This window comes from Xanthomonas sp. BRIP62409 (assembly GCF_003992965.1).
In the GTDB taxonomy this organism is placed as follows: domain Bacteria; phylum Pseudomonadota; class Gammaproteobacteria; order Xanthomonadales; family Xanthomonadaceae; genus Xanthomonas; species Xanthomonas euroxanthea.
The window spans coordinates 287,734-299,774 of the sequence record NZ_QEZJ01000017.1; the positions used below are offsets into that span (position 1 = coordinate 287,734).

The window sequence follows — 12,041 nt, forward strand, 5'->3', positions numbered from 1 at the left end:
ATCAGGGCTTAGAATCAGCGTTTCCCTTGCTCTGGGCGAGGGGGCGCCAACCAGATCATAGGATCCGAATGTCGCAGCAAACCACCATCCGCAAGCTTGCCGAACTGGTCAATACGCCGGTCGATAAACTGCTGGTTCAACTGGCCGAGGCCGGAATGAAGTTCAGCGGTCCCGACCAGGTCGTGACCAGCACCGAGAAGATGAAACTGCTTGGCTTCCTGCGCCGTACGCATGGCAAGGCCGACACGCCCGCCGAAGCGGCGAGCGAAGCAGCCAAGAAGATCACGCTCAACCGGCGCAAGCTGCAGGAAGTCACGGTCAGCGCCGGCCGCACCAAGACCACGGTCAACGTGGAAGTGCGGCAGAAGCGCACCTACGTGAAGTCCGAAAACGAAGGCGGCGGGCGCCCGGCGCCGATGACGCCGGACGAGGAGCGCGCCGACATCCTGGCCAAGCTCGCCGCTTCGCGTCAGCGCAATCTCGACGAGCAGCAGGCGCTGGCCGAAAGCGATCGTCTGCGCGATGAAGCGATTCAGCGCAAGCGGGAAGAAGAGCAGGCCGCCAAGGACCGTGCAGAAGCCGAGCGCAAGGCTGCCGAGGAAGCCGCTGCGGCTGCCAGTGCGCCGGCCCCGGTTGCTGCTGCGCCGACGCCGTCGGCGCCTGCCGCGCGTGCACCGTCTTCGCCGTCGTCGGCACCGCGTCCGGCCCGTCCGGCTGGCGCGTCGCCGGCATCGCGCCCGGCCACGCCGGCGCGCCCGGACGATCGTTCCAATGCGGCCAAGCACAAGACGCGCGGTTCGCACGTCATGGTGGCCGGTGTCGAAGACGACGATGCGACCAAGCGTTTCGCCGGGCAGTTGCATCTGTCTGCGGCTGATCGTGCGCGTCGTTCCAATGTGCGCGGCAAGCCGACCGGTCGTCCCGGTTCGTCGTCCTCGCGCCGTGGCAACGACAGCGGCCGTGGCGGCAACCAGGGCAACAGCGGTCCGCACGGGTTCGAGCGTCCGACCGCACCGGTGGTGCGCGAAGTGGCGATCGGCGACACCATCACTGTGGCCGACCTGGCGCAGAAGCTCGCGCTCAAGGGCGGCGACGTGGTCAAGGCGCTGTTCAAGATGGGCGTCATGGCGACCATCACCCAGAGCATCGACCATGACACCGCCGCGCTGGTGACCGAAGAGCTCGGCCACAAGGCCGTGCGTGCCGACAATGCCGACTTCGAGGATGCGCTGCTGGCGCATGCCGAGGATGCGCAGGGCGAGACCACCTCGCGTCCGCCGGTGGTGACCATCATGGGTCACGTCGATCACGGCAAGACCTCGTTGCTGGATTACATCCGTCGCACCAAGATTGCCTCGGGCGAAGCCGGCGGCATCACCCAGCACATCGGTGCGTACCACGTCGAAACCGGCCGTGGCGTCATCAGCTTCCTGGATACGCCCGGCCATGCCGCGTTTACCTCGATGCGTGCCCGTGGCGCCAAGATCACCGACATCGTGGTGCTGGTGGTCGCGGCCGATGACGGCGTGATGCCGCAGACCAAGGAAGCGGTGGCGCATGCCAAGGCGGCGGGCGTTCCGTTGATCGTGGCGGTCAACAAGATCGACAAGGCCGGCGCGGATCCGCTGCGGGTCAAGAATGAATTGCTGGCTGAAAACGTGGTGGCCGAAGAGTTCGGCGGCGATACCCAGTTCATCGAGGTGTCGGCCAAGCTCGGTACCGGTGTGGACACGTTGCTGGACGCGATCTCGCTGCAGGCCGAAGTGCTGGAACTCAAGGCGGTGGCCGAAGGCCGCGCCAGCGGTACCGTCATCGAGTCCTCGCTGGACAAGGGCCGTGGCCCGGTCGCAACGGTGCTGGTGCAGCAGGGCGCGCTGAAGCGTGGCGATTACCTGGTCTGCGGTATCCAGTACGGCCGTGTGCGTGCGCTGTTCGACGAGACCGGCCATCAGCCGGCCTCGGCCGGCCCATCGATTCCGGTGCAGGTGCTCGGCCTGTCCGGCGTGCCGGAAGCCGGTGATGACTTCGTGGTCGTCGACGACGAGCGTCTTGCCAAGGACGTGGCGCAGCAGCGCGAAACCAAGCGCCGCGAGTCGCGCCTGGTCGCCTCGGCCAGCAACCGCATGGAAGACATCCTGGCCCAGATGGGCAAGGGCGAAGGCCAGCAGGTGCTGAACCTGGTGATCAAGGCCGACGTGCAGGGTTCGGTGGAAGCGCTGAAGCAGTCGCTGGTGGCATTGTCCAACGACGACATCCGCATCAACGTGATCCACTCCGGCGTGGGCGGCATCACCGAGTCCGATGCGAATTCGGCGGCGGCTTCCAAGGCCACGATCATCGGCTTCAACGTGCGTGCCGATGCCTCGGCGCGCAAGATCGTCGAGTCCAACGGCATCGATCTGCGTTACTTCTCGATCATCTATGACGTGATCGACCAGGTGAAGCAGGTGGCGTCCGGTCTGCTCGGCGTGGAAATCCGCGAAGAGATCATCGGTATCGCGCAGGTTCGCGACGTGTTCCGCAGCTCCAAGTTCGGTGCGGTTGCAGGCTGCATGATCATCGAAGGCGTGGTGAAGCGCAGCAAGCCGATCCGCGTGCTCCGCGACAGCGTCGTGGTGTTCGAGGGCGAGCTGGAATCGTTGCGCCGCTTCAAGGAAAACGTCGAGGAAGTGCGCAACGGTACCGAATGCGGTATCGGCGTGAAGGCCTACAACGACGTCAAGGCCGGCGATCAGATCGAGTGCTTCGAGCGTATCGAAGTCGCCCGCACGCTGTAACGGTTGCCGGGGCCTGCGGGCCCCGGACTCCGTCGAGCGGAGTCGTTCCGTAACGCAAGTTCTGCAAGGCGAGGGCGGCATGGCCGCCCGCGTCCGTTTTTGGCTTCGGTGCCAACTGGCCCTCCGAATCAACCAGGTCCACGACCATGCCAACCAAATCATTCCATCGCACCGACCGTGTTTCGGCGCAGGTGCGCCGCGACCTCGGCACGATCGTGCACGCGGCCGTGCGCGACCACGGCCTGCCGTCGGTCAGCGTGTCCGACGTCGAAATCAGCCGCGACCTGGCGCATGCCAAGGTGTTCGTCACCGCGCTGCAGCAGGAGCGCTCGGCCGAAGCGGTCAAGGGGCTCAAGGAAATCGCCGGTCAGCTGCGGACGCAGCTGGCACGCGCGATGAAGCTGCGGCATGTGCCCGAGCTGCATTTCCATTACGACGATTCGGTCGACCGCGGCGAGCGTATCGACAACCTGCTGCGTGACCTGGACGATGTCGGCCCCGAGGCCGCGTCCAGCGACGAGGACGCCGAGCAGCGCTGAGCGCTGCCGGCCGGCCGCCTGTTGACCAGCGGCCCTGATTTCAACGGGCGCGCACGGTGCCCGCTTCGAGCACTGATCTCTTGAAACCCCGCATCGTCTATCGCCCGTTGCACGGCATCCTGTTGCTCGACAAGCCGGCTGGAGTCAGCTCCAACACGGCCTTGCAGTCCGCGCGTCGCTTGCTGCGTGCCGAAAAGGGCGGCCACACCGGCAGCCTGGACCCGCTGGCCACCGGCCTGCTGCCGCTGTGTCTGGGCGAGGCGACCAAGATTGCCGGCCTGCTGCTCGGTTCTGCCAAGGCCTACGATGCCGAGGTCGTGCTGGGTGTCACCACCGATACCGACGATGCCGATGGTCAGGTCCTGCGCGAGCGTGCAGTGCCCGCACTGGACGAAGACGCGCTGCGTGCAGCGCTGACGCCCTTCATCGGGCGCATCCGCCAACAGGCGCCGATCTATTCCGCGCTCAAGCAGGGCGGCGAGCCGCTGTACGCCAAGGCGCGCCGTGGCGAGGCGATCGAGGCGCCGGTGCGCGAGGTCGAGGTGCAGGCGATCGACGTGATCGGCTACGCCGCGCCGCGGCTGCAACTGCGCGTGACCTGCGGCTCGGGCACCTATATCCGCAGCCTGGCGCGCGATCTGGGCGAAGTGCTCGGCTGCGGTGCGCATATCGCCTCGCTGCGCCGGCTCTGGGTCGAGCCGTTTCGCACGCCGCAGATGATCACGCTGGAGGCGCTGTCGGCTGCCCTGGAAGCGGGCACCGACGCACAGGACCTGCTGCTGCCGATCGAGGCCGGACTGGCCGATTTTGCGCGGATCGTGCTCGATGCCGCGCACGCGGCACGTTTTCGCATGGGCCAGCGTCTGCGCGATGCGGCATTTCCGACCGGCCAGGTGGCTGTGTTCGGACCCGACGGAACCCCCTCCGGGCTAGGCCTGGTGGACGCGGAGGGGCGCTTGTCGCCGCAGCGATTGTTCAATGGACTGAACGAAGTGGCGTCTTGTTAAGGTTTAGTCAACTTGTCCCCGGGGCCGCACGACGTTACAATTTTGCGGCCCCGATCGGGGCACCTCAGCGCCAAGCGCGCTCATCCCAAGCAAACGGCGAGTCCGGCGGTGCGTCATGCACGTTCCTGTCGACCACGCATCTATCGAGTAAACATCATGTCCGTCGACACCCAGAAAGTTATTGAAGACAACAAGCGCAGCGCCCAGGACACCGGTTCGCCGGAAGTGCAGGTCGCCCTGCTGACCGCGCGCATCGAGCTGCTGACCGGCCACTTCAAGACCCACAAGAAGGATCACCACAGCCGTCGTGGCCTGCTGCAGATGGTCAACCGCCGCCGCAGCCTGCTCGACTACCTGAAGAAGAAGGACAACGAGCGTTACAAGTCCTTGATCGAGAAGCTCGGCCTGCGCCGCTAATCGAGTCCTACCGCCGCGGCGCAGCGATGCGCCGCGGCTTTGTTTTGGTCATTCGCATTACGTTATCTGCAGCATGCAGTTCATGGGCCGGAGCCTCCCGGCCGCCCGTTCTCGGCATGGGTCGACGACGGTCCAACGAAGACAGCAACACCTAAGGGAAAAAACCTCCGTGGCAAAAATCACCAAAACCTTCCAGTACGGCAAGCACACCGTCACCCTGGAGACGGGCGAAATCGCTCGCCAGGCAGGCGGCGCCGTCATCGTCAAGTTCGACGACACCGTACTGCTGGTCACCGCCGTCGCCGCCAAGAGTGCGCGCGAAGGGCAGGACTTCTTTCCTCTGACGGTCGATTATCAGGAGAAGTTCTACGCCGGCGGCCGCATCCCGGGCGGCTTCTTCAAGCGCGAAGGACGTGCGACCGAGAAGGAAACGTTGATCTCGCGCCTGATCGATCGCCCGATCCGTCCGCTGTTCCCGGAGGACTACAAGAACGAAGTGCAGATCATCGCCACCGTGATGTCGATGAACCCGGACATCGACGGCGATATCGCCGCGCTGATCGGCGCATCGGCCGCGCTGTCGCTGGCCGGCACCCCGTTCAACGGCCCGATCGCTGCGGCGAAGGTCGGCTACAAGAATGGCGAATACATCCTCAACCCGACCGTGACCGAGCTGAAGGATTCGCAGCTGGAGCTGGTCGTGGCCGGTACCGCCAACGCGGTGCTGATGGTCGAGTCCGAAGCCGAGCTGCTGTCGGAAGAAGTGATGCTGGGCGCGGTGACGTTCGGCCATCGCGAGATGCAGAAGGTCATCAACATCATCAATGAGCTGACCGTCGAAGCCGGCACCAAGCCGTCCGACTGGGTGGCTCCGGCCAAGAATGACGGCATGATCGCCGCGCTGAAGGAAGCGGTGGGCGATCAGCTCGCGTCGGCATTCCAGGTGCGCGACAAGCTGCAGCGCCGTGATGCGATTTCGGCGATCAAGAAGGACGTGCTGGGTGCGCTGGCACCGCGCGCCACCGTCGAAGGCTGGGCTGCCGGTGATCTGTCCAAGGAATTCGGCGAACTGGAATACCAGACCATGCGTGGCTCGGTGCTGAGCACCAAGGTGCGCATCGACGGCCGTGCACTGGATACCGTGCGTCCGATCAGCGCCAAGGCGGGCGTGCTGCCGCGTACCCATGGCTCGGCGCTGTTCACCCGCGGCGAGACCCAGGCGATCGTGATCACCACGCTCGGCACCGCACGCGACGGTCAGGTCATCGACGCCGTCTCGGGCGAGTACAAGGAAAACTTCCTGTTCCATTACAACTTCCCTCCGTATTCGGTGGGCGAGTGCGGTCGTTTCGGTGCGCCGAAGCGTCGCGAGATCGGCCACGGCCGTCTGGCCAAGCGCGGCGTGCTGGCCGTGATGCCGAGCCTGGAAGAATTCCCGTACACCATCCGCGTGGTCTCGGAAATCACCGAGTCCAACGGTTCGTCCTCGATGGCCTCGGTCTGCGGCAGCTCGCTGGCACTGATGGATGCCGGCGTGCCGATCAAGGCGCCGGTCGCGGGTATCGCGATGGGTCTGGTCAAGGAAGGCAACGACTTCGTCGTGCTGTCGGACATCCTGGGTGACGAAGATCACCTCGGCGACATGGACTTCAAGGTGGCCGGTACTGCCGAAGGCGTGTCCGCGCTGCAGATGGACATCAAGATCGAAGGCATCACCGAAGAGATCATGAAGCAGGCATTGCAGCAGGCCAAGGCCGGCCGTCTGCACATCCTCGGCGAGATGGCGCATGCCCTGACCACCCCGCGTCAGGAACTGAGCGATTACGCCCCGCGCCTGCTGACCATCAAGATCCACCCGGACAAGATCCGCGAAGTGATCGGCAAGGGTGGCTCGACCATCCAGGCCATTACCAAGGAAACCGGCACGCAGATTGATATCCAGGACGACGGCACGATCATCATCGCGTCGGTCAACGCCATCGCTGCGCAGGCTGCGAAGTCGCGCATCGAGCAGATCACCTCGGACGTGGAGCCGGGTCGCATCTACGAGGGCAAGGTCGCCAAGATCATGGACTTCGGTGCATTCGTCACCATCCTGCCGGGCAAGGACGGCCTGGTGCACGTCTCGCAGATCTCCAGCGAGCGCGTGGAGAAGGTCGGCGACAAGCTGAAGGAAGGCGATCTGGTCCGCGTCAAGGTGCTGGAAGTGGACAAGCAGGGCCGTATCCGTCTGTCGATCAAGGCAGTGGAAGAAGGCGAAGGCCTGCCGGCATCGGCCGAGTAATCGCCACGGTTTGACGCGTTACGAAAAGCGGGCTTCGGCCCGCTTTTTTATTGGGTGTTTAGGGCAATCGCCGGTGCCTTGATCCTTCTCCTGCGGGAGAAGGTGCCCCGCAGGGGCGGATGAGGGTGCGGGCGAAGCCTCGTGTGGTCGAACCTTCGCCAGGGCTTCGCTTCCGTACCCTCACCCCCCAACCCCTCTCCCGACGGGAGAGGGGCTTCGAGCCTTGCTTACCCGGGCTGCTGGGTCGGCGCGGGCTGTGTTTCCGGACGCGGTGGCACGACGCGTGGAAAACCCGGCGGCATCGTTGCGGGCAAGATGGTTGGCGAAGGCAGTGGCTCGACCGGCGGAGGTGCAGTCATCGCCGCATCCGGGCGCAGCTTCAACAGGGCCGCCCAGTCGCGTCGATTGAAATCGCAGAGTTCCTCGTGGGCCGGCGTGCACTCGCTGGCGATGCCCAGGCCGTCCTCGCTCTGGTCCTGGCTGCCGTCGGACTGCGGTGCCGGCAATACCACGCGGCCGGCGCGGTCCAGCGGCATCTTGCGCATCATCACGGTGTTGAACACGTTGCCGCCGATCAGGTACAGGGTGCGATCGCCACCGACGTTGGCGGCTATCACTACGTCGCAATGCGATTGCCACGGCATCGGCGCGCTGCCGCCAAGCCCGGCCCTGAGGCCGGCGTAGCCCAGCGCGACACTGCGCCCGCGCAACAGGCACAGCAGATCGCCGGGAGCGGGCTTCTCCACCGCCGGGTCGGTGAACTGGTAGGGCCCACTGGCGCCATCGTTGTAGGCGCTGCGGATGTAATCCAGATGGCGTGCAGAGCGATGGAAGCCGCTCAGGCCGGCCTGTGTCATCACCCAGGAGATGAAGGCAGCCGACCACGGGTTGTCGACCAGGAACGCACGGCAATCGCTGGCGGTGTAGCGCGTGCCATCCAGTGCCGCGCAGCTCGACGCGCCCGGGCGCCCGCCCATCGATGCGAGCGTGCCGCTGTCGCGCCAGTAGCCTGCCACGCGTTGCCACGCGACCACGCCATGGTCGGCGAGATAGCCTGATTCGGCTTCGGTCACGCCCAGGCTGGCCAGACGCCCCTTGGCATCGATAAACGGGCGTTGCCACAAGCGATGCTCGTTGCAGGCATTGCGCACGATGGCGATTGCAGCAGGGCTGGTGCCGAAGCGTGGCGGCACGTCGCAGACTTCCGCGGCGGCCGCGGTGCCGCCCCATGCGGCCAACACCAGACAGAGCCACGGCCAAGGTTTTACAGTCATCGCAGATCCTGCACAGAACAATCGCAGCAGGCTGACAGAGCCGGCTGCGGGCACGCGTGAAATCAGTGCGGCGGCGGGCCGAGTTTGAGCGACAGATCGACGGCGTGCACGTGCTTGGTGAGCCCGCCGATGGAAATGCAATCCACGCCATCGGCCGCAATGGCGGCAATGCCGGCCAGATCCACGCTGCCGGAGACTTCCAGCGGAATGCGTTGGTCGCGCGGCAGGGCGGCAACGATGCGCACTGCCTCGCGCCGCAGTGCCGGGTCGAAATCGTCGATCAGGATGCGCGTACACCCGACCTGCAAGGCCTCGCGCAGCTGCTCCAGGGTTTCCACCTCCACCACCAGCGGCAACTGCGGTTGCTGCGCACGTGCGGCATGCACGGCGGCGCTCAACGAGCCGGCGGCGCGGATATGGTTTTCCTTGAGCATCACCGTGTCGAACAGCCCGATGCGGTGATTGTCGCCGCCACCGCAACGCACGGCGTATTTCTGCGCGGCGCGCAGGCCCGGCAGCGTCTTGCGCGTATCCAGGATGCGCGTGCCGGTGCCGGCCACGGCGGCGACGTATGCAGCGGTGGTGGTGGCGGTAGCCGACAGCGTCTGCAGGAAGTTGAGCGAGGTGCGCTCGGCACTGACCAGGCTGCGGCTGCGGCCATGCAGCAGCGCCAGCACCGTGCCGGCGGCAACGTGCTGGCCCTCGTGCACCTGCCAGTCGATACGCACCTGCGGATCGAGCGCGCGGTGCGTGGCGTCGAACCAGGGCCGCCCGGCGATCACGGCATCCTGCTTGCACAGCAGGTACGCGCTGTCTGGCTGATCGGGCAACAACGCCGCAGTCACATCGCCTGTGCCGATGTCCTCGGCCAGCGCGCGCGCCACATCGGCATCCACCAGCGCGGCCGGCGGCGCCTCCGGCACGGCCGTGCTTGCGGAAGACGTCACTTTTCGGGGAAGTCGGCGATCTGCGCTGTGCCGATCGCTTCTTCGGCCAGCAGCACCGGAATGCCGTCGTCGACGCGGAAGACCTGCTTGCGGTCGCGCGTGATCAGCGCCTCGCGCAGCGGCTGTGTCTGCGCCGTGCCGTCGGCACGCTGCAGGGTTCCGCCGGCGATGGCGGTATTGAGTGCCTCCAGGCCCTTGCCGTCGAGCAGCGAGAGCGGCTGGCGGGTGTCGGGCGAGCACAGCAGGTCGAGCAGTTTGCGATCCATCGAAGTCTTGTCTTGCGTGGAAGATGGCTAGAATACGTCTTTACCGCAGGGCAGGGCCATGACCTCCAACCACTCCGCGCCGCTGGTCGGCATCGTGATGGGTTCCCGTTCCGATTGGGAAACCATGCAACACGCAGCTCAGAAGCTCGATGCGCTGGGCGTGCCGTACGAAGTCAAGGTGGTCTCGGCGCACCGCACACCGGATGTGTTGTTCAGCTATGCAGAGCAGGCGGGCGACCGTGGCCTGCGCGCGATCATCGCCGGCGCCGGTGGCGCAGCGCACCTGCCTGGCATGCTGGCGGCCAAGACGGCGGTGCCGGTGCTCGGTGTGCCGGTGCAGTCCAAGGCGCTCAACGGCATGGATTCGCTGCTGTCGATCGTGCAGATGCCGGCCGGGATTCCGGTGGCGACGTTTGCGATCGGCAACGCCGGCGCGGCGAATGCGGCCTTGTTCGCCGCTGCGATGCTGGCGCCGGAGCAGGCGCAGATCGGTCAGGCACTGGCGCAGTTCCGCGCCAGGCAGACCGACGATGTCATGGCCAGCGACGACCCGCGCCAATGACCACGGTCGGTATTCTGGGCGGCGGCCAGTTGGCCCGCATGCTGGTACTGGCCGGCGCGCCGCTGGGCTTGCGGTTTGCGGTGTTCGACCCGGCCGCTGACGGCTGCGCAGGGCAGGTGGCGCCGCTGCAGGCAGGCGCCTTCGACGACACCGCCGCGCTTGCCGCATTCGCCGCACACGTGGATGTGATCACCTTCGATTTCGAAAACGTGCCGGCTGCCAGCGCGCAGCAATTGGCCGCGCAGGTGCCGGTGTTTCCCAGTGCTGCCGCGTTGGCGGTGGCGCAGGACCGGCTCAGCGAAAAGACCCTGTTCCGCGAGCTCGGCATTCCGGTGCCCGCGTTCGCCGCCATCGACGACCGTGCGGGACTGGATGCCGCGTTGGCCCGTATCGGCACGCCGTGCGTGCTCAAGACGCGCCGCTTCGGTTACGACGGCAAGGGCCAGTTCCGCATCAAGACGCCGGCCGATGCCGATGCCGCGTGGGACGCGCTCGGCGCGCAGGCCGCCAGGGTCGGCCTGATCGTGGAAGCCTTCGTACCGTTCGAGCGCGAGGTCAGCGTGGTGGCCGTGCGTGGGCGCGATGGCGAGTTCCGTGCCTGGCCGCTGACTGAAAACTGGCATGTGGACGGTGTGCTCTCGGCCAGTCTTGCGCCGGCGCATGTGGATGCCGGGTTGCAGGCGGTGGCAGAGGCGCATGCGCGCGCGATCGCCGAGCGCGTGGACTACGTGGGCGTCTTCGCGCTCGAGCTGTTCGTGCGCGATGGCCAACTGCTCGCCAACGAGATGGCGCCGCGCGTCCACAACTCCGGGCACTGGACCATCGAAGGTGCCGAGACCTCGCAGTTCGAAAATCACGTGCGTGCGGTGCTCGGTTTGCCGCTCGGCAGCACCGCGATGCGTGGACATGCCTGCATGCTCAACTGGCTGGGTGCGATGCCGGATGCTGCCGCATTCCTGGCGGTGCCCGGTGGGCATTGGCACGACTACGGCAAGCAATCGCGCGAGGGCCGCAAGGTCGGCCATGCCACGCTGCGCGCCGAGACGCCGCAGGCGCTTGCGCAGGCAGTGGGCGACGCAGGCACCGTGCTGCAGCGTGAGGCACAGGTCAGTCCGGTGCTTGCGCGCTTGAGCGAAGGGTCAGTCGCAGAATGAGCGTTGGCGCCGCTGCGACCCGGCGCACGCGCAGGGTCGTGGCGGAGCTGGACCGCAGTGCGCGATGCCGCCGGGTGCGCCGTCGCAACCAGTCAATTGGACGTTGACCTGTTGCAACCGCGCAAGCGGCTAGCCCAGCCGGCTGGCCACGAAGTCCCAGTTGATCAGCTTCCAGAATGCGTCCAGGTATTGCGCGCGGTCCTGCCGGTAGTCCAGGTAGTACGCATGCTCCCAGAGGTCGCAGGCGAGCAACGGCGTGTCCGGGCCGGTGAGCGGCGTGGAGGCATTCGGCGTGGCGACGATCGCCAACGTGCCATCCGGCCGCTGCACCAGCCACACCCAGCCCGAGCCGAAGGTGCCCAGGGCGACGCGGTTGAATTCCTGCCTGAAGTGCACGAAGTCGCCGAATGATTTGGCAATGCGGTCGGCCAGCCGGCCCAGCGGCTCGCCGCCGCCACGTGGGCGCAGGCACTGCCAGTAGAACGTGTGGTTCCACACCTGCGCAGCCAGATGGAACAGCGTGCCCTGCGCCTGCGCGATGATGTCTTCCAGCGTCAGCTCGGCGAACTCGCTGCCTTCGATGCGTGCATTGAGCCGATCGACCTCGCTGCGGTAACAGACGCCGTGGTGCGCCTCCAGGGTGGCGGCGGAAAGATGCGGCTCCAGAGCGGCGCGGGAGTAGGGCAGTGCAAGGTGTTCGATCGGCATGATGGCAAGGGCAGCGAAGGGAGTACGGCGACAGGTCGCGCCGAGGGCTTACAATGCGCGCCTTTGCGGAAGTCTATCCGACCCGGCGGTCGGGCCTGCCGCTCCC

At 66.3% G+C, this 12,041-nt stretch carries 11 protein-coding genes; 7 read left to right on the forward strand and 4 right to left on the reverse strand.

Annotated features, from left to right (window positions below; genetic code table 11):
• Positions 1-68: 68 nt before the first annotated feature.
• From infB to pnp, 5 genes are all read left to right on the forward strand, one after another.
• Positions 69-2,777: a translation initiation factor IF-2 gene (gene infB, locus EO170_RS07605; protein WP_164739843.1), complete on the forward strand. Its 2,709-nt coding sequence runs from the start codon at positions 69-71 to the stop codon at positions 2,775-2,777.
• A gap of 146 nt (positions 2,778-2,923) precedes the next feature.
• The gene (rbfA, locus tag EO170_RS07610; RefSeq protein WP_024937968.1) at positions 2,924-3,316 is read left to right on the forward strand and encodes a 30S ribosome-binding factor RbfA; all 393 of its coding nucleotides are present in this window, start codon (positions 2,924-2,926) and stop codon (positions 3,314-3,316) included.
• A gap of 80 nt (positions 3,317-3,396) precedes the next feature.
• Positions 3,397-4,323 carry a tRNA pseudouridine(55) synthase TruB gene (gene truB / locus EO170_RS07615; RefSeq protein WP_119131320.1) on the forward strand — a complete coding sequence of 309 codons (927 nt, stop codon included), beginning with the start codon at positions 3,397-3,399 and terminating at the stop codon, positions 4,321-4,323.
• A 156-nt stretch (positions 4,324-4,479) separates the two neighbouring features.
• On the forward strand, positions 4,480-4,740 hold the full coding sequence (rpsO, locus tag EO170_RS07620) for a 30S ribosomal protein S15 (protein WP_003485583.1): 261 nt from the start codon (positions 4,480-4,482) through the stop codon (positions 4,738-4,740).
• Positions 4,741-4,909: 169 nt separating this feature from the next.
• Positions 4,910-7,024 carry a polyribonucleotide nucleotidyltransferase gene (pnp, locus tag EO170_RS07625; RefSeq protein WP_104581972.1) on the forward strand — a complete coding sequence of 705 codons (2,115 nt, stop codon included), beginning with the start codon at positions 4,910-4,912 and terminating at the stop codon, positions 7,022-7,024.
• Positions 7,025-7,251: 227 nt separating this feature from the next.
• Here the strand turns inward: pnp and EO170_RS07630 are convergent, their stop codons facing one another.
• The 3 genes from EO170_RS07630 to EO170_RS07640 form a co-directional block, all read right to left on the reverse strand.
• Entirely contained in the window at positions 7,252-8,298 is a 1,047-nt protein-coding gene (locus EO170_RS07630) for a DUF2272 domain-containing protein (RefSeq protein ID WP_164740950.1), read from the reverse strand.
• Positions 8,299-8,360: 62 nt separating this feature from the next.
• On the reverse strand, positions 8,361-9,245 hold the full coding sequence (gene nadC, locus EO170_RS07635) for a carboxylating nicotinate-nucleotide diphosphorylase (protein ID WP_164740951.1): 885 nt from the start codon (positions 9,243-9,245) through the stop codon (positions 8,361-8,363).
• Complete coding sequence (locus tag EO170_RS07640; protein WP_104648003.1) at positions 9,242-9,511, reverse strand: Trm112 family protein; 270 nt, start codon at positions 9,509-9,511, stop codon at positions 9,242-9,244. Before EO170_RS07640 ends, nadC begins: the two co-directional genes overlap by 4 nt.
• A gap of 58 nt (positions 9,512-9,569) precedes the next feature.
• On the opposite strand from EO170_RS07640, the gene purE reads away from it, so the two are divergent.
• Both purE and EO170_RS07650 read left to right on the forward strand, forming a co-directional pair.
• On the forward strand, positions 9,570-10,073 hold the full coding sequence (purE, locus tag EO170_RS07645) for a 5-(carboxyamino)imidazole ribonucleotide mutase (protein ID WP_104581975.1): 504 nt from the start codon (positions 9,570-9,572) through the stop codon (positions 10,071-10,073).
• Positions 10,070-11,227, forward strand: a complete 1,158-nt coding sequence (locus EO170_RS07650) for a 5-(carboxyamino)imidazole ribonucleotide synthase (RefSeq protein WP_126943773.1) — start codon at positions 10,070-10,072, stop codon at positions 11,225-11,227. The genes purE and EO170_RS07650 overlap by 4 nt, the downstream gene beginning before the upstream one ends.
• A 129-nt stretch (positions 11,228-11,356) precedes the next feature.
• Here EO170_RS07650 and EO170_RS07655 read toward each other — a convergent pair whose 3' ends face one another.
• A complete protein-coding gene (locus EO170_RS07655; protein ID WP_104581977.1) occupies positions 11,357-11,935 on the reverse strand; it encodes a Fe-Mn family superoxide dismutase in 579 nt (192 codons plus the stop codon).
• Positions 11,936-12,041: the final 106 nt, after the last annotated feature.